Annotated in this window: 19 protein-coding genes and 1 other RNA gene; 5 read left to right on the top strand and 15 right to left on the bottom strand. The window is 54.3% G+C overall.

The annotated features are described in order from the left end of the window. Positions 1 to 132: 132 nt before the first annotated feature. The 4 genes from KNP76_RS02320 to KNP76_RS02305 form a co-directional block, all read right to left on the bottom strand. Positions 133 to 1050 (bottom strand): proline dehydrogenase family protein, encoded by a 918-nt coding sequence (locus KNP76_RS02320; protein WP_214842436.1) that lies wholly within the window; start codon positions 1048 to 1050, stop codon positions 133 to 135. Between the two features lie 157 nt (positions 1051 to 1207). Beyond that, on the bottom strand, positions 1208 to 1879 hold the full coding sequence (gene trhA / locus KNP76_RS02315; protein WP_034807041.1) for a PAQR family membrane homeostasis protein TrhA: 672 nt from the start codon (positions 1877 to 1879) through the stop codon (positions 1208 to 1210). Positions 1880 to 1971: 92 nt separating this feature from the next. Then, a complete protein-coding gene (locus KNP76_RS02310) occupies positions 1972 to 3414 on the bottom strand; it encodes a carbon starvation CstA family protein (protein ID WP_211780776.1) in 1443 nt (480 codons plus the stop codon). Between the two features lie 170 nt (positions 3415 to 3584). Beyond that, entirely contained in the window at positions 3585 to 5870 is a 2286-nt protein-coding gene (locus KNP76_RS02305; protein ID WP_251137300.1) for a bifunctional 2',3'-cyclic-nucleotide 2'-phosphodiesterase/3'-nucleotidase, read from the bottom strand. A gap of 140 nt (positions 5871 to 6010) precedes the next feature. On the opposite strand from KNP76_RS02305, the gene KNP76_RS02300 reads away from it, so the two are divergent. Then, on the top strand, positions 6011 to 6247 hold the full coding sequence (locus KNP76_RS02300; RefSeq protein ID WP_214842434.1) for a hypothetical protein: 237 nt from the start codon (positions 6011 to 6013) through the stop codon (positions 6245 to 6247). A 47-nt stretch (positions 6248 to 6294) separates the two neighbouring features. On the opposite strand, the gene KNP76_RS02295 is transcribed toward KNP76_RS02300, so the two are convergent. Together KNP76_RS02295 and secA2 are read right to left on the bottom strand one after the other, a co-directional pair. Beyond that, positions 6295 to 7098, bottom strand: coding sequence for an SLAP domain-containing protein (locus KNP76_RS02295; RefSeq protein WP_214842432.1), 804 nt, complete (start codon positions 7096 to 7098; stop codon positions 6295 to 6297). After that, entirely contained in the window at positions 7098 to 9464 is a 2367-nt protein-coding gene (gene secA2 / locus KNP76_RS02290; RefSeq protein ID WP_214842430.1) for an accessory Sec system translocase SecA2, read from the bottom strand. Before secA2 ends, KNP76_RS02295 begins: the two co-directional genes overlap by 1 nt. 249 nt (positions 9465 to 9713) lie before the next feature. Between secA2 and KNP76_RS02285 the strand changes: the two genes are divergently transcribed. Both KNP76_RS02285 and KNP76_RS02280 read left to right on the top strand, forming a co-directional pair. After that, positions 9714 to 11009: a Y-family DNA polymerase gene (locus KNP76_RS02285; protein ID WP_211780772.1), complete on the top strand. Its 1296-nt coding sequence runs from the start codon at positions 9714 to 9716 to the stop codon at positions 11007 to 11009. Further along, on the top strand, positions 11006 to 11335 hold the full coding sequence (locus tag KNP76_RS02280) for a YolD-like family protein (RefSeq protein WP_034807033.1): 330 nt from the start codon (positions 11006 to 11008) through the stop codon (positions 11333 to 11335). Before KNP76_RS02285 ends, KNP76_RS02280 begins: the two co-directional genes overlap by 4 nt. A gap of 52 nt (positions 11336 to 11387) precedes the next feature. Here the strand turns inward: KNP76_RS02280 and KNP76_RS02275 are convergent, their stop codons facing one another. After that, positions 11388 to 12800: an NAD(P)H-binding protein gene (locus KNP76_RS02275; RefSeq protein WP_214842427.1), complete on the bottom strand. Its 1413-nt coding sequence runs from the start codon at positions 12798 to 12800 to the stop codon at positions 11388 to 11390. A 137-nt stretch (positions 12801 to 12937) separates the two neighbouring features. Here KNP76_RS02275 and KNP76_RS02270 point away from each other — a divergent pair, with 137 nt between their 5' ends. Then, positions 12938 to 13129 carry a hypothetical protein gene (locus KNP76_RS02270; RefSeq protein WP_214842425.1) on the top strand — a complete coding sequence of 64 codons (192 nt, stop codon included), beginning with the start codon at positions 12938 to 12940 and terminating at the stop codon, positions 13127 to 13129. 52 nt (positions 13130 to 13181) lie between these two features. Here KNP76_RS02270 and KNP76_RS02265 read toward each other — a convergent pair whose 3' ends face one another. Then, positions 13182 to 14141, bottom strand: coding sequence for an HNH endonuclease signature motif containing protein (locus KNP76_RS02265; RefSeq protein WP_211780769.1), 960 nt, complete (start codon positions 14139 to 14141; stop codon positions 13182 to 13184). A 198-nt stretch (positions 14142 to 14339) separates the two neighbouring features. Between KNP76_RS02265 and KNP76_RS02260 the strand changes: the two genes are divergently transcribed. Further along, positions 14340 to 15170 (top strand): hypothetical protein, encoded by an 831-nt coding sequence (locus tag KNP76_RS02260; RefSeq protein ID WP_214842423.1) that lies wholly within the window; start codon positions 14340 to 14342, stop codon positions 15168 to 15170. A gap of 129 nt (positions 15171 to 15299) precedes the next feature. Here KNP76_RS02260 and KNP76_RS02255 read toward each other — a convergent pair whose 3' ends face one another. From KNP76_RS02255 to KNP76_RS02225, 7 genes are all read right to left on the bottom strand, one after another. After that, positions 15300 to 15443 carry an alcohol dehydrogenase gene (locus tag KNP76_RS02255; protein WP_214842421.1) on the bottom strand — a complete coding sequence of 48 codons (144 nt, stop codon included), beginning with the start codon at positions 15441 to 15443 and terminating at the stop codon, positions 15300 to 15302. 125 nt (positions 15444 to 15568) lie between these two features. Next, positions 15569 to 15924, bottom strand: a transfer-messenger RNA (tmRNA) gene (ssrA, locus tag KNP76_RS02250). Between the two features lie 49 nt (positions 15925 to 15973). Then, positions 15974 to 16444, bottom strand: coding sequence for an SsrA-binding protein SmpB (smpB, locus tag KNP76_RS02245; RefSeq protein ID WP_024370408.1), 471 nt, complete (start codon positions 16442 to 16444; stop codon positions 15974 to 15976). Between the two features lie 49 nt (positions 16445 to 16493). After that, the gene (rnr, locus tag KNP76_RS02240) at positions 16494 to 18902 is read right to left on the bottom strand and encodes a ribonuclease R (protein WP_214842419.1); all 2409 of its coding nucleotides are present in this window, start codon (positions 18900 to 18902) and stop codon (positions 16494 to 16496) included. 15 nt (positions 18903 to 18917) lie between these two features. After that, entirely contained in the window at positions 18918 to 19658 is a 741-nt protein-coding gene (locus KNP76_RS02235) for an alpha/beta hydrolase (RefSeq protein WP_214842417.1), read from the bottom strand. Positions 19659 to 19760: 102 nt separating this feature from the next. Further along, the gene (secG, locus tag KNP76_RS02230; protein ID WP_012726902.1) at positions 19761 to 19985 is read right to left on the bottom strand and encodes a preprotein translocase subunit SecG; all 225 of its coding nucleotides are present in this window, start codon (positions 19983 to 19985) and stop codon (positions 19761 to 19763) included. 73 nt (positions 19986 to 20058) lie between these two features. Further along, positions 20059 to 20946: a YitT family protein gene (locus KNP76_RS02225; protein WP_051690297.1), complete on the bottom strand. Its 888-nt coding sequence runs from the start codon at positions 20944 to 20946 to the stop codon at positions 20059 to 20061. Positions 20947 to 20983 lie beyond the last annotated feature (37 nt).

Genomic DNA, 20983 nt, shown 5'->3' with positions numbered 1-20983 from the left:
CGTAGACCCCGCAGTGCCGATATCGGCGCGAGGAGGCTTCGGGATTGCCTGCTGAAAGCATGGGTGCCGTAAGGACGCATTTTACCGAGCATCAAAAAGCACGAACGCCCGCAACGGGCGTTCGTGCTCATTTTATTTTTGCACCATGCCTTTTAAAACGAATGCCACGTTCGCCGGACGTTCAGCCAAGCGGCGCATGAAGTAGCCGTACCAGTCACGGCCGTATGGCACGTAGACCCGGACTTTATAGCCTTGGCGGACGAGCTCGAGTTGACGCTCGACGCGGATGCCGTACAGCATTTGGAACTCGAACTGGTCGAGCGGGATGTCGTTCAGTTTCACATGCTCGATGATGGCATCGATCATGTGGTCGTCATGAGTCGCGATCGAGGCGTAGTTCCCGTTCGCGAGATGGAGTTTGACGAGCTTCAAATAGTTGTGGTCGACGTCTTCTTTCTCTGGGAAGGCGACCGTCGCCGGCTCTTTGTACGCCCCTTTGACGATGCGAAGGTTCGGCTTGAGCGGTGCGAGATGGTTGATGTCATCCTCTGAACGGTACAAGTACGACTGGATGACCGTCCCGAGGCCCTCGAAGTCTGTTTTCAATTTTTTGAACAACTCGAGCGTCTTCTCGCAGCGCGGTTCGTCTTCCATGTCGATGGCGACGAACACACCGACAGCTTGCGCCGCCGTCAAGATTTGACGCATGTTGTCTTCAATCAACTCGTCGGAAATATCAAACCCGAGTGACGTCAGCTTGAGCGACATGTATGCGTCGAGTTTCTCTTCTGCCATGATTTCAATCGCCCGAATAATCTCATCCCGATTTTCGGTCGCTTCCTCGACCGTCGTGATGAACTCCCCCAAATGGTCGACCGTGACCGACAATCCTTTCGCGTTCAATTCGCGAATCGTCGGAACCGACGTCTTGAAATCTTCCCCCGCCACAAAGCGTGAAGCACCGAACCGAAGTCCGTATTTTTTAGCCAAACTGTTGAGTGTTTTGTTTTGAGACATGTAAATAAATCCATCGCGCAACACTTTTTCCATCTGCTTTTCCCCCTTACGTTTACACCCATCTATCTCTATGACGATGTCTGAAATTATTATGACATACAAACGTCCATTCGTCTGTATTTTTGTAACCGTTTCCAGCAGTTTATTGCCTAACTTTTCAAAAAAACAGACGCCCTTTCGGACGTCCGTTTCATAGGTGTGTCGTCGGCGCGACGTATAGCAAAATGCTGAGGAAAATGAACACACTTCCGGCAAGGACGAACAAGTGCCAAATCGCATGGTTGAACGGTAGCTTCTGCCATACGTAGAACACGATCCCGACCGAATAGGCGATCCCACCGGCGAGGAGCAACATGAACCCGGTATGGCCGAGCGACTCATAGAGCGGGCGAATCGCGATGATGCAAATCCAACCGAGGCCAAGATACGTCACGTTCGATACCCACATGTATTTCCCTGTCGAAAAGAGCTTCCAGACGATGCCGAGAATGGCGACGCCCCAGACGATGCCGAAGAGCGTCCAACCGAGTCTGCCTTGAAGCGAGACGAGCGCGAACGGCGTGTAGCTCCCGGCGATGAGTAAGTAAATCCCCGCATGGTCGAACACTTGAAGCACACGCTTCGCCCGCGGGTGCGGGATCGCGTGCATGAGTGTCGAGAAGAGGTACAGTAAAATCATCGACGCCCCGAAGACGCTCACCGCGATGACGTTCCATGTGCTCCCCGTCTCGGTCGCACTCATGACGAGTAAGACGAGGGCGACGATACTGAAGATGACCCCGAGACCGTGCGTGACGGCGCTCGCGATCTCTTCCCCGAGCGTATCGGCATGGAGCATTTCTTTTAACTTCTCTTGTTCCATTCGGGTCCCACCTTTCTGTATTCCTCTAGTATGGTCATTTCCCGATTTCGTTGCAAACAAAAACATGGGCCACGAGGGCCCATGTCGATTCGTTATGCGACTTCTTTCACCGGAACGTCACATTCCATATTCTGTGCCCGCATCGCCCGTGCGCGCAAGTAGAACAGGACGAGCAACGTGATCGTACCGATCGTGGCGATGACGTACGGAATCGGTCCGTCCATCTTAAAGCCGATTGGCGCCGTCAAGATATAGAACCAGACCGCATACAGCATGAACGTGCCCGGGATGAGCGCGATGTAGTGATTGCGTCCCTTGATGTACAAGTACATCGCCCCGACGAATAGCGCGATGACGGCCGTCGTCTGGTTCGCCCAGTTGAAGTACTGCCAGAGCATCTGGAAGTCCATGTTCGTCAACACGTACGAGATGGCGAAGAGCGGAAGCGCGATCCAAAGGCGTGACGAGAACTTCTTCTGTGCGATTTTCAAGTAGTCGGCGATGATCATCCGGGCGCTACGGAACGCCGTGTCGCCTGACGTGATCGGTAAGACGATGACACCGAGGATGGCGAGCGTGCCGCCGATGCTACCGAGCATGAGCGTCGCCACTTCTTGCACGACGAGCGCTGGTGTGCCCGCTTGAATCATCCCGAGAAGCTCCCCCGGTTCGAAGATGGCCATGGCCGCACCGGCCCATACCATCGCGATGACCGCTTCGACGATCATCATACCGTAGAAGATCGAGCGTCCGTTGCTTTCTTTCATCGTCGTCCGCGAAATGATTGGCGACTGGGTCGCATGGAAGCCAGAGAGCGCCCCACATGAGATCGTGAAGAAGAGGAGCGGCCAAATCGGAAGGCCGTCCGGATGCATGTTCGTCAGTGACATCTCTGGAACCTTGTACCCTTGTGCGAACAGGCTGACCCCGATGCCGACGGCGCTAATCAACAGGAGCGCACCGAAGAACGGGTAGATGCGGCCGATGATTTTATCGACTGGGAGGAGCGTCGCCAAAATGTAGTAAGCGAAGATGGCGAAGATGACGAAGATGAGCGTCGACGCGTCCCCACCGAACAAGTTGTTAATCATGTTACTCGGTGACGTGACGAACACCGTCCCGACCAAGAGAAGTAAGAGCAAGGCGAACCCGTTGACGATATGGCGGAGCGAGCGGCCGAGGAACTTCTCGGCGAGCTGCGGCAAGTGCGCCCCGTTGTTACGAAGCGAGATCATCCCTGTCAAATAGTCGTGCACGGCCCCGGCGAAGATCGACCCGAAGACGATCCAAAGGAACGCGACCGGGCCGTAGAGCGCCCCCATGATCGGCCCGAAGATCGGCCCGACGCCGGCGATGTTCAACAGCTGAATCATCGAGTTCCGTTTCTTGCCCATCGGCACGTAGTCGATGCCGTCCTGTGACGCGTAAGCGGGCGTCGTCCGCTCTTCCTTGATGCCGAACGTCTTCTCGACGTAACGGCCGTAAATGCGATACCCGATTAGTAGGATCGCGATGGCGATAAAAAATGTAACCATGATTGCTGTCCCCTTTATTACGTATGTGGCCCCGTTGGCCCATTGGTTTACATATCCTATGTAACCGATTACATTGTTGATTATATAGCACTTCCACAATTTATGTAAGGGGTTTCATTCACTTTTTTGACACAAAATAAAGCCCTCAAAACTGAGGGCTCATTCATTGCTTATCGAAGAGCCGGGACACCGACATGTCCGGCTCCGACGACTTTCGTTTCTTCTTTCGTTTGACCGTCGAGTTCACTGACGACCGTCACCGTTTGGCGAAGCTTGAGCGGTTTCACAGACAGTGCATACGTGCCATCGGCTTTCGCTTTCGTTGTCGCGAGAACGTGCTTTCCGTCTTTCAATGTGACGGTCGCGTTCGCCGTCGTGACACCCGTCACAGCTTTCGCACCCGGCTTGATCGTGTCGACCGAGAGGACGAGCTCGACTTGCTCGGCTTCCGTTACCGGATCGAGTGCGATCGTGTACGAACGGAAGAGACGTCCGGCCGCATCAACGCGTGTAGCGTCGGTCGCTTCGATGCCTTCGTATAGGTCGACGTACTGCTTGCCAGCGTCCGCCGTCTCGAACGTCGCGAGGCGTTTCGCGTCGGCGACGACTTTCCAGTTGTCATCGGCTTTATAATCAACGGCGCCACGGCTGGCGATGATGTAATCCGAGATGACGTTTCGCGTCTCGTATGCCGAACGATAGACGATGCTGTTGCCACCGTTGAGACCTGGGAACGAAGATGAACCAGCACGATAGTTGTTCGTCGCAACCAAGAACTCTTGGTCCATCGTGATTGGCTTGCCGTTATATTCGACGTTCTTCACGCGGTTCGCCGAAGCGTTGACGAGTTTCCCGCCGACATCGAATTTCGCTGGGCCCGTCACGTCAATCTCATACGTCAATCCGTCCAAGATGTCGAAGTTGTAGCTACGGAACGCGAGGTTCAAGAGCGGTTCCCCGTCCGCCTTCACTTCTTTATACGCCCCGGCTGACATCTCGAGCCAGTCCATGACGTCTTGCCCGGTCACTTTGACGACTTCGAGCGTGTTCGGATAGACGTATAAGTCAGCCACGTTCTTGAGCGCGATTTGACCTTTCGGGATGTTCGTGTAATAGCCTGCATCTGTCAACTCGCGGCCGCCCGCCTTGAACGGCGCACCGGCCGAGAGGAGTGGCAACCCTTTATACGGGGCGAGGTCCGGGTTCGTCTCGAGCTCTTTCTCGACGAACCATTTCTGCGCGTTCGTCACGAACTGCACCGATGAATCGTCACGGACGAGCGCGAAATAGCTTTGGATGTCGTCTTGAATCTCGCCGACCGGACGGTTGATGTATTCGATCGTGGCCCGGTGGTCGTCTTCGATGAGCGCTTGAATCTCGGCATCGACCGGCGTATTCGCCGTGATCGTGTCGAGCTTGGCCGTCGCATCGAGGACACGCCATGCCCCGTCCACTTTCTCGAGTTCGAAGTCGATGACGCCTAAATCTTTCCCTTGGTTGTTCGCCATGACGACCGGCTTGCCGTTAATCGTCCCTTTCGCCATGTCGACGTTCGGGAACGATGCGAACATACCGTTCGCGTCCGGGAAGCGTCCATGCTGGTGACCGGTCATGACCATGTCGAGCCCATCGATTTTCGTGAGGGCGTAGCCGACGTTCTCTTCGTCGTCACGCTGCTCGTCAGCGAGGGCGGCGCTTTCACCGATTCCTGAGTGCGCGAGGGCGACGACGACGTCCGCGCCTTGTGCTTTCAATTTACTGACGGCTTCACGCGCTGACGGGATGATGTTCTCCGCCGTCACGCGGCCTTGAAGGTTCCCCGAGTCCCACGACATGATTTTCGGTGGCACGACGCCGAACACCCCGACTTTAATCGTATGGGTCTCCCCGTCCGTATCCGTGACCGTCCGCTCGATGATTTGGACCTCTTGTCCGTCAACGTTGAACTTCGACACGATTGGATTCCCCTCTAAATCTTTGACGTTCGAGTTGACGAAACGAAGCTTCCCTTTCGATCCTTCCATCGCGTCGTATAAAAATTCGAGGCCAAAGTTGAACTCATGGTTCCCGAGTGTGACCGCATCATAATCGAGTGCCGCCATCGCCTTGTACATCGGATGCTCGAACGTACCCGGGTTGTTTTGGTGCACTTCCCGCACGTAATCCCCGAACGGCGTCCCTTGAAGCGTATCCCCGTTATCGAACAGGAACGTGTTGTCTGCCCCGGCTTCCGCGCGATGCTGTTTGATGAGCGTCGCGACTTTCGTCAAGCCGATCGTGTTGTCGACTTTGTCTTGGAAATAGTCGTAGTTCGTGATGTTCGTATGTAGGTCCGTCGTCTCTAGGAAGCGGAGCTTCACGACGTCCTCTGACGCGAGTACGTTCGGTGCGTGCAGCGGTAACGTCGCCGGCAATACGAGTGCCGTCGCAATCGTCCATTTTAAGGCTGTTTTCATTTTCATTTCCCCTTTTTACAAAAAATGGCCTAACCTCCTTCACTATACCACCCGCTTGTAAACGTCACCATTATTTTTTGTAAAAATTCACGGAGATTTTGACTATGATGAAAGTACATCATTCGCGAGGAGTGGGATCGTTGATTATTGAAATCGATGGCTATTGGGGGAGCGTTTACTTGAGCGGAAAGAAGTGCTCCAAACAGAGAATGAGGGAAATGTATCGACAAACGAAAAACGGGGTGACGGATATACAAGACTTTCCGGACATGTTTTGTCGGCTCCATCGCTTTGATCGGATTCCAGGTTCAGACGAGATGAGCATCGATTTCGTCTTAGACACGGACACGGACCGTATTTATACTCCGTTTGAATAGGTACACGAAAAAGCTCAACCACTCCAAGCGGAGAAGTTGAGCTTTTTTCATTGCTTGATTCTGACTGTGAATGGCCCGGTTGCTTCAATCGCTTCAAACGTCGCCTGCACCGGGTAGGCATGCTTCCCGCGCACCGCTTCTGTGAGGCGGACGACCGTCAAGGCGACCGCCTCGTCCCCGCTCATCAGTTCGAGCGGCAACTGTTCGACGTTCAAGTCTTGGGCATAGCCGTTACGGAGCAACAGCGTCGCTGTCACGTCCGTCGCGTCTGTCTCGACGTGGACGAGCATCATGTTGAACTCGTTCTCCCCGACCGGCGGAGTCGACACGTTCGTCCGGGCGAGCTGTTCCCAGGCGGCTGGCGAGAACGTGGCACGCTCTGCATCCGACACCGTCTGGAGCGGGTCAATCGGGTTCATCTGGAAGACGAGGCGCATCGAGTCGTTTAATTCGAAGTCACCGAACAACTCGTCGGCGAAGAAGTCGAGGTAGACCGGCTTACTCGTCCACGGCTCGAAGTTCGGCAAGTCGACGCGGCTGAGCACCTTCCGGCCGAGCGGCACGTTGTTCGCATCGAGGAGCAACACCGGCAACTCGTCAATCTCGAACGAACCCGGGAGCGTGTTGCGGAACAAGGCGACGATTGACAACCCTTCCGACAACAGCTCGGCGTTCAACAGCTCGATCGACAATTGGTTCTCGAGCAGGTTCGGCAGGCGTTTCGCATGATAGCGGAACACGTACTCGTCCTCTTTCGGGATCCCCATCTCGTCATCGAACACGAGCGTCAGCTGGCGCTCCCCTTCGGCTTTGTTCGTCTCAATCTGTTTACGTTTACGAAATCCTAACATCACGCTTCCTCCTCTACCGGCGCCGCGAAGTAGCGGTCGAGCTGGCATACTTCCATCGTCACGTCACGCGCGATGTTCACATACGTCTGTTCGAAGATCTCGAGACCTTCTTTTCCGAATTGACGGCCCGGGTCTTCCTGCGCGTAGCTGCGAAGGCCAATCCCTTCTTTCAATCCGCTCATCATCGTCAAGTGATCCGTCCATTTCATGTCGAGGGCACGGAGGAGCGACTCTTTGACGAAGTGGACGACCTCGTCGCCTTCAAGGCGTGTCTCGGCCGTCGCGATGATCTCATCCGTGAAGCCTTTGAGCTCGGCTTTCAGTTCGAACGTATCGGCGACCGCGTCCGACCAGACCGGCTCGCGCATCGTCAAGTAACGGAGATCGGCCTTCAACTCGTCGATCGGCCATTCTTCCGGGACGAGCTCGTCCGTCACATGCATATCGATGCTGTTCTCGATGGCGAGGCGCATCATGCCGAGGACGTTCTTCTTGATCGCGTCCGCATCGGCGTTGACGGCCTGGTCGCGAATGGTGTAGACGATGTTGCGCTGCTCGTTCAAGACGTCATCGAGCTTGAACAAGTAGTCACGAATCGAGACACCGATTCCTTCAATCGTCGTCTGCGCGTATTCGATGATGTCGGCCGCCTCTTTCGCAGAGACTTCGCCATGCGCATCCGGCTTCAACTTCTTCTCGATGCGCTCCAGTTTTTGAATCGCATACCGTTTGACGATCTCGTCTTCGAGCGAAACGAAGAACTGGGTCGCGCCCGGGTCGCCTTGACGGCCCGAACGTCCGCGGAGCTGGTTGTCGACACGTTGCGACTCGTGGCGCTCCGTCCCGACGACGAACAGACCGCCCGCCTCTTTCGATTTCGCGTCGAGCATGATGTCCGTCCCACGTCCGGCCATGTTCGTCGCGATCGTCACTTTGCCGTACTGCCCGGCTTCGGCGATGATGTCCGCTTCTTGCGTCACCGTCTTCGCGTTCAATACCTCGTGTTTGATGCGTTTCTTCGACAGATGCTTGCTGATCGCTTCCGATTGGGCGATTGACGTCGTGCCGATCAACACCGGGCGTCCCGTCGCATGGAGCTCGACGACTTTCTCCGTCACGGCCGCGTACTTCTGCTCGATCGTCATGAAGATGCGGTCCGGATGGTCTTTGCGGAGGCGCGGTCGGTTCGTCGGCACTTGGACGACGTCCATGTTGTACGTCTTCAAGAACTCTTGGCGTGACGTCTGCGCCGTCCCCGTCATCCCGCCGATGAGCGGATACATCCGGAAATAGTGCTGAATCGTGATTTCCGCCGTCGTCTTGTTCTCCTCGGTGATCGTGACGCCTTCTTTCGCCTCGAGCGCCTGATGGAGCCCTTCTGATAGACTGCGGCCTTCCATGATGCGTCCCGTGAACAAGTCGATCAGCTCGATCTTGTCTTCTTTGACGATATAGTCGACGTCGAGCTCGAACAAGACGTTCGCCCGGAGCGCCTGCACGAGGTAATGGTACAACACTTGATGCTCGGCGCTGAACAAGTTGTCGATGGCAAACATGTCTTCAATCTTCAAGATGCCCGACTCCGTGAACGCCGTCGATTTCGACTCGAGGTCGACCTCGTAGTCGGCTTCGTCGAACTCGGTGACGACGCGTTGCGCGAGCGCCTTCAAGCGGATGTGTGAGCGGTCTTTTTGGGCGATGATGAGCGGCGTCTTCGCCTCGTCAATCAAGATGCTGTCGACTTCATCGATGATGGCGAAATGGAACGGGCGCTGGACGCGCTCTTCCGGTGCACCGACCAAGTGGTCACGCAAGTAGTCGAACCCGAACTCGGTCCCGACGCCGTACGTGATGTCGGCCTGATACGCCTCACGCTTCGCGTCCGGCTCCATTTCCGGCACGTTCAACCCGACCGTGAGGCCAAGGAAGTCATGGATCTGTCCGATTTGGTTCGCGTCACGCGTCGCGAGGTATTCGTTCACGGTGATGACGTGGACGCCTTTTCCTTCGAGCGCCTTGACGTAACTCGGGAGCGCCGCGACGAGCGTCTTCCCTTCCCCGGTCGGCATCTCCGAGATGTTTCCTTCAAGGAGGGCAAAGCCACCGATGAGCTGGACGTCATAGTGACGCATGCCTAAGACGCGCACGGCCGCCTCACGGACGAGGGCGAACCCTTCTTCGGCGATGTCGTCGACTTTCGCCCCGTCCGCGATTCGTTGTTTCAATGTATCGGTATAGGTCCGCATCTCGTCGTCCGAGAGGGCTTGGATTGTTTGTTCTAAGTCGTTGATGCGTGCGACGCGTCGTTCGTACCCTTTCAAGCGCCGGCTTTGATCATTCGTCAATTGTTTTACAAATTGGATCACGTTATAGCCTCCATCTATCTCACATTCGTCAATTCCATACCCGTCTATTATAGCGAAAACTGGACCATTTCGGAGACTTTTTTACGAAATCTTCCTAAAAGATGGTTTTTGATTTATGAAATTCATATAAAAATTGGGTAATTTTCAAAAAGTGTTTACAAATTTATTTTCAAATTAGTATTTGAGACGGGATGAGACCGTGTTACGATGAAAAAAACAGAACATTTGTTCGTAAAAGGAGTGATGACGATGCGACGTCGGATTTTTTGTATCGACAGCGTCTCCTTCTACGCGAGCTGCGAGTGTGCCGCTCGCAACCTGAACCCGTACAAGACAAAGCTCGTCGTGCTGTCGAACCTCGAGGACAGCGGCGCGCTCGTCCTCGCCGCGACGCCGCCGATGAAACGGCTCGGCATCAAGACCGGGTCGAGGCGGTTTCACATCGACCGCTTGCCTTGGCAGGACCGGAAACACGTCCTCTACGCCGAGGCGCGGATGAGCCATTACTTGAACGTTTCCGTGCAAATCGTCCACATCCTGCACCAGTTCGCGCCGCCCGAAGCGATTCGCGTCTACTCGATTGACGAGACGCTCGTCGATTTGACCGGCACCGAGCGGCTGTTCGGGAATGACGAGCACGTCGCCCGCCTCATCCGCTCGACCGTCTTCCGCTATACGGGCATCCCGGTCACGATCGGCATCGGGCCGAACAACGTCCTCGCCAAGCTCGTCCTCGATTTGCACGGGAAGAAGACGGGTGTCGCCCGGTGCCTCCTCCACGATGTCGAAAAGATGATCCATCCGGCCCCGATTGAAAAGATGTGGGGCGTCGGGGCGAAGATGGCCGTCCACTTGCAACGGCTCGGCATCTTCACGATCGGGGACCTCGCTCACTATCCGCTCGACGTGTTGCACGAGAAATTCGGCGTCATCGGCGCCGAGCTGTGGCATCACGCCTGGGGCATCGACGAGTCCCCGACGATTCTGCCCCCGAGCTCGTTGTTCGGGGCGCAGCGGCAACGACCGCGCACGATTGGACACGGTATCACGCTCATGAAAGATTACACGACCTACGCCTCGATTCGGCTCGTCTTGCAGGCGATTGCCGTCGAGGTCGGGATGCGCACTCGGCAAGCCGGGCTCGTCGGTGGGAGTGTCCATCTCGGCGTGCGCTATACGCGGACGAGTGAACGGCGCGGCTTCAGTAAACAAAAAAAGCTCGACCGCTTCACGGCGGACGAGCAGGACTTCTTGCCGGTCTTGTTGACGCTCTTCCTCGACAGTTGGGACGAGACCGAGGCCGTCCGCTACGTCTCGGTCGCCCTCGGCAAGCTCGAGCCACGGAGCGACCACGTCCAGCTCTCGTTCTTCGAGGACGAATGGGCGAAAGCAAGGCGATACGATTTCCTCGACCTCGTCGACCAATTGAACGTCCGGTTCGGACGCGGGACGATTCGACCGGCGTCGAGCTTATTAAAAGACAGTCCGCTCCGCACCCGTCAGCGGTTGATTGGCGGACATAAACAAGGAGGCGATTCACGATGAGCAAGACCCGTTACAAAGACCGGGGCGAGCTGAAATGGATCCCGTTTCTCATGCCCGAACATGTGGCGCTGTTGAAGCGCTACTATGCCCAAATCCAAAAGATTGAGCTACCCGATTTAGATGAGCAGCTCCTCTATCTCTGGCAGACCGAGCTCGAACGTGCCATTCGGGAAGGCGACGCCGTCGAGGTGACCGTCTTCGAGGACGGGGCGACGCGTTCGATGCGCGGGTACGTCCATGCTATCTATTACGCGGAGCGTGAAGTCGAGCTGTTCGACGGGGCGGTGCAGCGGATTCCGTTCGCGAACATCTTGTCCGTTCGTTAGAATGCTTGGCGTCACGACGGCCAAAAGACGCATCGCGATGGATGCGTCTTCGTTAATTCGTCGGTGCCTCGACGACTTGATCTCCCTCATCCGCATCTTCCCCAAGCAGACGGACGTGACGGCCGAACAGCCACATGACGACGAGGTGGGCTTTCGCCTGCGTCTTCGTATAGAACCACCACGGCAGCGCCGGCACGAACTCGTGGATGGCGACGAGCCCTTCGTCCGACTCCGGGAGCCGTCTGAACTCGAGTCGGCCCGTCTTGTCGTCCTCGGTCAGCTTCGTGAACAGACCACCATCAATCTCGTACGAGGCCATATCGTCCGTCGCCTCGTCTTCGAGTGACAAATGGAGCGCGACGAGTGAGGGACGGAGGAGCGCAATCTCCCAATCATCGTCTTCTTTCGTCGTCTGGATGAGCGGATACGCGAGCCGGCCGAGCCACTCGAAATACGTGTCGGCCATCCATAGCGCCGATTTGTTCTCGGGCAGGCCAAACCGTTGAATCGAGCGGACGGTATACTGTTGCGGTGCTTTTTTCTTCTTGCCGCCACCCGACTTCTGTTTCTCTTCTTCTTCGAGCGCATGCTCGACCGCTTCCTTGAACGGAATCTCCCCTTGTTTGACGCCGGTTGTGTCTTTCGCGACCATGGCGTGGCCCATGCTCTCGACGAGCGGATAGACGGTGTCTTTCGGTTCACCCGTCACGGCCATGACCCACAAGCGGGACAGCTTGATGGTCGGGAACGGGAAGTCGATCATGACGCGACGTTTGCCCATGACGTCAGCCGTATCCTCAATCATCTTGCGATACGTCATCACTTCGGGTCCACCGATATCAATATGATGGTCATACAGCGCTTCGGCCCCGACGACCGAGATGAGCGCCTGGACGGCTTCACGCAAATCAATCGGATGCGTCTCCGTCTTCGTCCAGCTCGGGAGAATCATGACCGGCAACCGTTTGACGAGCTTTGCGAGAATCGGGAACGATGAGCCTTCTGGACCGATGATGAGTCCGGCCCGAATCGTCGTCACCGGCACACCTTGACCACCGAGAATCCGTTCAACTTCGAGCCGGCTCTTCAAGTGACGTGACAACGTCTTCGACTCTTTCGGAATGATGCCGCTCAAGTAGACGATTTGTTCGATATCGTTTGCTTTCGTCGCCCGGGCGAAGTTATCGGCGATGAGCGCGTCCATGTCTTCGAACGTCGCCTGCGTCAATCCGCCGTCCGGAATCATCGAGTGGACGAGGAATATGGCGTAGTCCGCCCCCTTGCACGCCTCGCGCGTCTGTTCGTATGAGAACAAATCGCACGACCGCCACGTGACGTGGGCCTCGTCTTCCTTGTTTTTCGTCGAGCGGGACAAGGCGATGATGTCATACTCTTCTTTTAAATGGTCCATCACGTTCGAGCCGATATAGCCGCTCGCCCCCGCGATGACAATCGTTTTCCGCATGGTCGTCACTCCTCTTAGTTTTCACATAAAGGTACTGTACCCGTCTTGGGCTGAGATTAAATCAGTCGCGCGCCCTACAGTATGGATTGGAAAAAATATGTAAACTAGACTCAACTACAGACGGAGGAGGAATGGCTATGGGGTTTTGGTATTTCTTGATGCTGTTGATCGGTGGATGGCTCGTAATTCGAAGCATATTCAAAAAGAACACAAGTGCGCTGGTGCGGTTCGGCACACTCGTTATCGGAGGCCTGTTGATTGCACTCGGATTGTTCATGTTCCAGGACAGAAGTGATGCGATTGTCGCGGATTTGTTTAACTTGTGGTGAGAATCAAATAAATATAAACGAGTCGAACCTTCCTAATCAGGTTTGACTCGTTTTATGTCTTTGGTGTCCAATTGGCTTCAAACCCGTTCTGCACCGCATAGTCGTATAAGTGAATCAATTTCGTCTCTTTGTATGTCCCCATCTGCTCTGCCACGCGCAATTCATCATTTCGTTCCACGAGTGCATAAAGATAATCCACCTTCGCCATCCGATTATTCTTACTGGTGTTGCAACTCGGGCATGCCAATACAAAGTTCCATAATACATCGTTCTGCATATACGACCACGGAATGAAGTGATCGACGTGAGTCTGTTTGAGCGGTTTCATGCAATAAAAACAGACGGGATGACCGTGACTCAGTAAAATCTGTTTGAACTCGTCGAGCGATTGCCGGGACGAGACGAACTCGAGTTTGCTCAAAATTTGTTCCATCGCATCACGTGTATTGTATTTTTCCAGAAAGACGGCGAGCTGATAGTTCGTGACGTTCATCAGTACACGCTTGTACTTTTCAAAAAAGACGATATAACCAGGCACGAGTTTGACCCACTCTTCTTTCCGGTTGAATGAATAGACGGTCCCCTCGAACGAAGCATAGAACGAGCCGTACACATACTTCTTATAGAACTGGTTCACGTTCCGAATCAGTTGTTGTTGCTGAGAAACGGGCAGGCGGTCAAAGTTCCATGTGGACGGAATCTCATGTGTCGCTTGGAACGCGAGCATCGTTTTCTCGACCGAACTCAATTTTCCAAGTTGATTCACTTGCCGTAAGCCGTTCGTCACAATCAAATTCCAATACATCTTCGTCACATGTCTCGAAATTTGCTGGAACGTCAATATACCGGAATCACTCAGTTCGGTCGTGCATTCGAGCAACGCCTTCATGAGCATATGCTTGTACGTCGTCGTATGTGTCGCGTTCATGAGAAACTGTTGTGTGTGACGCCACAAATCCGTTTCCGTCAAATAATCTCCTTTGGCCTCAGCCACTTCTAACTTCCAGCCCATGGCCATCCCTCCAACAGTCTTATGTATCTTGACGGCGATACCACCTAAAGTGTTAAGTCTTTGCTCTGTTCCCCTTACAATCACAACGCATATCGGGTACAGATTATGTAAAGCATTGTTTCGTACCTCATTAGCATACCAAGCAATTACCGTTTGTGAAACAAGTTGATCACTTACACGAGGAGAGCAGGTGAAGATATGTCTAGAGAGAATCCATACGAAGCGGATGTGGAGAAAATTTTATCGCATCGCTATGACCAAGGTGCAGACTATTGGACAACGCCCGATAAACGATTGAGTAAAGGATCTCCCTTTTCAACACTCGATTGCGTGCTCTATCTTTTAGAATTAGGGATGGACCCAAGCGATCCCGTATTAAAAGAATGCGCCGAGCTGATTTTTAGCACGTGGCATACGGATGGACGGTTCAAACTGTATCCGAAAGGCGCTATCTATCCATGCCATACAATCAATGCGGCAAACGTTCTTTGCCAATCGGGATACGCCGATGACGTCAGGTTACAGCAAACGTTTCGGCACTTGCTGACAATCCAACATAACGATGGCGGCTGGCGATGCAACAAGTTCAGTTATGGTCACGGTATTGAAACCGAGTATTCGAACCCATTACCCACGCTGAATGCCCTGCATATGTTCCGGTTCACTGATTATATCAATAACGAACCGGCACTCAATCAGGCCGTTGATTTTTTGCTCGAACATTGGACGATTCGTGAGCCGATCGGACCGTGTCACTTTGGAATCGGGACGTTATTCATGCAAGTGGCGTATCCGTTCCAAAATTATAATCTCTTCCTCTATGTATACGTCCTATCGTTTTATCATCGTGCCAAAGATGATGAACGTTTTTTGGAAGCGTTGGCCACCTTGCAGTCTAAACTGGTCGATGGAAAAATCGTGGTCGAGCGGGTCGTGCCTAAACTAGCGAAGCTGTCATTCTGTCAAAAAGATAAACCGAGTGACTTGGGCACGCTTCGTTATAATGAAATCTTGAAGAACGTTCTATAAGGCAACTCATGAAAAAATCAATAAAGGGCCACCCGTGCATCACATACGCACGAATGACCCTCTTCTTTCATTTCAACCTATTACGGCAGAACACCTGAAGTCAGCTAAGCTATCTCATCATTCACCAGCTCATTTCTTCTCTTGTTGCTTCTTTAAATACGCTTCTCGAATCTGATTGATTTTATCTTTTTTATTCGATACAGCTGGTTTTTTCCCGTCTTGATACTTGGCAGCAGCCGCTTTACTTCTCTTATCTAATTGATATTTCCCCATTCGATTCACCTGCTTTCATTTCGTTTTGAGACATGCTCCATCCACATCAAAAGACCTTCTAATCTCAATGAAATTAGAAGGTCTTCATGAAATATCATTGATCACAGTCCGTGTAGACTGTTTAAAAATGGAGACGGCGGGAGTCGAACCCGCGTCCGAAGGCATCGTAACGCATGCTTCTACGTGTGTAGTTTATCTATTGAATCTCAATGTGACACTGCCGATAAACAGGCGTTGTCGCATCCAGTCTGGTTCATCTCTTCTTCGCGCCCTCAGACGGCGAGGTTGAAGCGTAGCTTGCTTAGTTTGAGACCCTGAAAGTCATCCACACAAGCGATGGATGTCAGGATCCGCAGGGCACTTAGGCTGCTGCGAGTTGTGTGTTAGTTTTGCCAGTTATAGGCGTTTGCGTTTTAACGAGGCCGACCCCTCGACACGCCACATACGACCGACCTACCCCCGTCGAATCCATAACGTCCCCGAGGTGGTAATTGGTACTACAACAACTATACCACAATCAGGTCTCGCTGTCAGTATTTTTGCCGGTCCCGGAGCGCCCGGTCGACGTCACGCTTCGCGTCTTTCTTCTTCAAGTCGTCGCGCTTGTCATACTTCTTCTTCCCGCGCCCGATGCCGAGGAGACATTTGGCGAAGCCATTCTTCAGATACACCTTGAGCGGGATGATTGTATAGCCGTCACGCCCTTGTGCGCCGATGAGCTGATTGATTTGTTTCTTATGCAACAATAGCTTTCGGACACGGAGCGGCTCATGGTTGAACCGGTTCCCTTGCTCGAACGGGCTGATATGACAGTTGTGAAGTGTCGCCTCGCCACCGTCAAAGCGGACATACGCGTCGGCGATGTTGATCTTTGACTGGCGCACCGATTTAATCTCGGTCCCCGTCAACACCATACCGGCTTCAATCGTATCTTCAATCGCATAATCGAAGGACGCTTTTCGGTTTTGGGCGAGCACGTTCGAATCTTTCTTCTTGGCCATACACATTCAGTCCTTTTCCTCAATATAGAGGAGGGGTCACCCCCTCCCATTAACGACGCTTTTTCGCTCCGCGTTTCGCGTCGCCTGTTCGTTTTTGTTTATCTTTCTTCTTCAAGTCGAGTGCCGAACGGCCTTGTGACGGCTTGTCCTTCGGCTTCTCACCTGGCTTGGCTGCTGGTTTGCCGGGTTTACTGCCCGGTTTTCCTGGCTTGCCACGCTTCGGACGTTTATCGTCACGGCCACGGCCCCCGCGCTTATCGTCTTTCTTTGGACGGCCTTCCGTCGCTTTGATCGTCGTCGGTTGACGACGGCGCGACTGTTCCCGCTTCGGCATGCCGACGACGGTGAAGTCGATCGTGCGCTCGTCCAAGTTGACGGCGTCGACCTTGACGCGCACCGCGTCACCGATCCGGAACTGACGTTTCGTCCGCTCACCGAGGAGCATGAGCTGCGACTCGTCGAAGTGGTAGTAGTCATCCATCGACTGAAGACGAACGAGCCCTTCAATCGTGTTCGGAAGCTCGATGAACATCCCGAAGTTCGTGACACCGCTGACGACACCGTCGAACTCTTCACCGAGACGTGATTCCATGTACTCGGCTTTCTTCAAGGCTTGCGTCTCGCGCTCGGCATCGACCGAACGACGCTCGCGTTTCGACGCCTGTTCGGCAATCGAGTCGAGACGGTCCTCGTACTTGGCAATCGTCTTCTCTGACACATCGCCGTTGAAGACGTACGTGCGCATGAGGCGGTGGACGATCAAGTCCGGGTATCGACGAATCGGCGACGTGAAGTGCGTATAAAAGTCAGTCGCGAGACCGAAGTGGCCAAGGGAGACGTCATCGTACTTCGCCTGTTGCATCGAGCGGAGCATGATCGTGCTGATGACCGCTTCTTCCGGTTCCCCTTCGATTGCCTTCAAAATCTTTTGAAGCGTCTTCGGGTCGACCGTCTGGCCTTTGAACCGTTCGATATGAACGCCGAAGTTGGCGACGAAATCGAAGAAGAAGTCGAGCTTGTCCGACTTCGGATTGTCGTGGACACGATAGATGAACGGGACGTCCATCTTGTGGAAGTGCTCTGCGACCGTCTCGTTGGCGGCGAGCATGAACTCTTCGATCAACTTCTCGGCGACCGAGCGTGGACGTAAGACGATGTCGGCCGGTTTGCCTTCTACGTCGACGACGACTTTCGCCTCGGCGAAATCGAAGTTGATGGCCCCGCGCGAGTTACGGCGCTTGCGCAGCACTTCCGCGAGCTCGGCCATGAGGTCGAACAACGGGATATACGGCTCGTAGCGTTCGAGCGTCTCTTCGTCATCGCGCTCGATAATCTCACGGACGTTCGTGTACGTCATCCGCTCCGTCGTCTTGATGACACTCGGGAACAGCTCATGGTTGACGACCTTCCCGTTTTGCGGGGAGATCTCCATGACACAGCTGAGCGTCAACCGGTTGACGTGCGGGTTGAGCGAACAGATTCCGTTCGAGAGGCGGTGCGGCAACATCGGGATGACGCGGTCGACGAGATACACACTCGTCCCGCGCTCGAACGCCTCGATGTCGAGCGGCGAGCCTTCCGTCACGTAGTGTGAGACGTCGGCGATGTGGACGCCGAGCTCGTAGTTGCCGTTGTCGAGCTTCTTGACGTGGACGGCATCGTCCAAGTCTTTCGCGTCTTCGCCGTCGATCGTGAAGATCATCTCGTTGCGAAGATCGACGCGGCCCATGAAGTCTTTCTCGTCGGCCTCGTCCGGCACGGCGTTCGCCTGGTTGATGACGTCTTCTGGGAACTCAGTCGGAATCCCGTGCTTGTAGACAATCGACAAGATGTCGACGCCCGGGTCGTTCTTGTGTCCGATGATGCGGACGACGTCACACGCCCCGGCGAAACGGCCGTCCGGATATTTCGTGATGCGGACGACGACTTTATGGCCATCGACGGCACCGAGCGATTTGTCCGGGTTGACGACCGGCCAGAAGTTGATGCGCTTGTCGTCCGGCTCGATGAAGGCGAACTGGTCGAGGCGTCCGCTCGGGAGCGTATACGTCCCGACGAACTCCGACAAGCCGCGCTTCAACACTTTGAGGAGCACGCCCTCGGTCTTGCCGCGGTTGTCCTCGCGTTTTTTGACGAGGATCGTGTCGCCGTGGTAGACGTCTTTCAATTGCTCGGCCGGCAAGAAGACGTCATCGGCCTCTCCTTCGACCGACAAGAAGCCAAAGCCGCGCTGGTGAATCGAGATGATCCCGGCGACTTGGCCGAGTGCGGCGAGCGTCCCGTAACGGTTCGTCCGCGTCCGGCCGATTAACCCCTCTTCTTCGAGGGCGTTTAATGTTCGGATGAGTTCTTTGAACGCATCCGTCGACTCGAGCGCTAATCGCTCGGTCAATTGGTCGACAGTGAGCGCTTTATCGCTCGACTGGATGATTTCTAGTAGTTGGTCACGTAAATTCAACGTGACACCTCCTTTTCACACTGACCAGTCCAACGTTTCGAGAAAATCGAGCACGTCGTGGTGCAGTTTCTCTTTTTCTTTGTCGAGGGTGATCACGTGTCCTGACTCCTCATACATGAGCAGTTCTTTTTGGAACGCGTTGATCGCCTCGTAAATCTCGTGTGCAGATTGAGGATCAACCATGCGGTCTTTCGCCCCTTGGACGACGAGCGCCGGGACGAAGATGTCTTCGAGTTTCGTCGTCGTCTCGCGGACGAACGCACGAAGGTCCTTGAGCGTCGGCATCGGCTTGAAGTCGTCCATCTCTTGCTCGATTTGCTCACGTGTTTTCGCTTCTCTTGATTTATATTCTCGGGCGTATGCCTGGACTCCTTTGTATAACCGGTCCTCGGCGTCGATGCCGGTCGGTGCGCACATCGGGATGACCCCTTTGACGTTCATTTCTGAAGCGAGGCGAAGCGACATGACACCGCCAAGCGAGAGGCCACAGACGGCAATCTCGTCATACCCTTTGTCTTTTAACGCCTGATACGCGTCCTGGACGTCTTGCCACCAGTCGGCTGGTCCGAACTGAAGCAATTCTTCCGGTGGGACGCCATGTCCCCGATACTGGGGTCCCATACACGTATAGCCTTCTTTTTGTAGGAAACGGCCGAGCATGCGGACGTCCGCGCTCGATCCGGTAAAGCCATGTAACATCAACACGGCACGTGGTCCGCCTTCAAAGAAAAACGGTTTCGGTGCAGTCACTTTCATCGTTCAAGTCATCTCCTCGTACATTCCATTATTCCCAAAAAAAATTCTAAAAAAACAAAAGCTGACCGCCTCACGTAAAAATCGAGAACGATCAGCCTTTCATCATAATGATGCGACTAGTAATCCTAAAATGAAAAACAACGTGCCTAGTACAGCTGCAGTTCGGTTCAAAACAGCGTCAAAGCCGCGCGCTTTCTGGCGGCCGAACAACTGCTCCGCGCCACCTGCAATCGCCCCAAGACCTTGCGACCGACCTGACATGAGCAGTACGACGACAATCAATAAGACAGCCACGACGAGTAGGCTGATTGTAGCGATCGTTTGCATAGTAGTCAGTTCCTCCTTCTTTTTACACGCCTTTTATTATATAGAAGTTATGACGAAAACACCAGCTTTCAAATTATCGGGACGGGTAGCTGAACCCTTCCCCGATGACCTCTTTCACTTGGTGGATGACGACGAACGCACGCGGGTCCGTCACTTCGACGATTTTCTTGAGCGGCGCGACTTGGCGCTTGTCGACGATCATATAGAGCATGTTCTTATCCTGCTTCGTATAGTAGCCGTGGCCGTGGATAATCGTCGCCGAGCGGCCGAGCGTCTCCGTCAACACGACGGCGAGCTCTTCTTGTTTGTCGCTGATGATCGTGACGGCCTTGCGGATGTTGAGTCCCTCGGCGACGAGGTCGATCACCCACGAGCCGATGATGATGGCGATGAGCGTATAGAGGACGACTTGTTCCCCGAGGAAGAAACCCGAGGCGGCGACGACGATGGCATCGATGATGAACATCGACACGGCGACGCTCAAATGAAGATACCGCTCCATGAGCCGGGCGATGATGACCCCGCCCCCGGTCGTCCCGCCGACACGGAGCACCATACCGATACCGATTCCAATCAAAATCCCAGCATAGACGGCCGCGAGCAGCTTGTCTTCCGACGGGCTGCCCCAGTTGTGCGTCAAGCTGAGGAAGAACGACGTCGCGACGACGGAGATGACGGAGTACACCATCGTCCGGCGGTCGAGTAGCTTATACCCGATGATGAAGAGAATCCCGTTCCCGATAATCGACGTGACGCCGAGGTCCCACTCGAACAGATAGAACAAGATGATCGTCACCCCGAGCAGTCCGCCTTCTGAGAAGTCGTTCGGGACGGTGAAGTAGTTGACCCCGAAGGCGAGGATGAACGACCCGGCGATAATCCAGGCGATGTCCTTTAACGAGATCGATTGCAGTTTCTTCCACACTTGTTGGCGGAGCAGATGTTGTTGTTGACGTTTCATATGAGTTCCCCTTTCCACATAAAAAAGACCGCGGCCA

It is taken from the genome of Exiguobacterium sp. s150, assembly GCF_018618435.1.
In the GTDB taxonomy this organism is placed as follows: domain Bacteria; phylum Bacillota; class Bacilli; order Exiguobacteriales; family Exiguobacteriaceae; genus Exiguobacterium; species Exiguobacterium alkaliphilum.
Note: the sequence above shows the minus strand (reverse complement) of the source record. Positions and strands in the feature narration are given on the sequence as shown.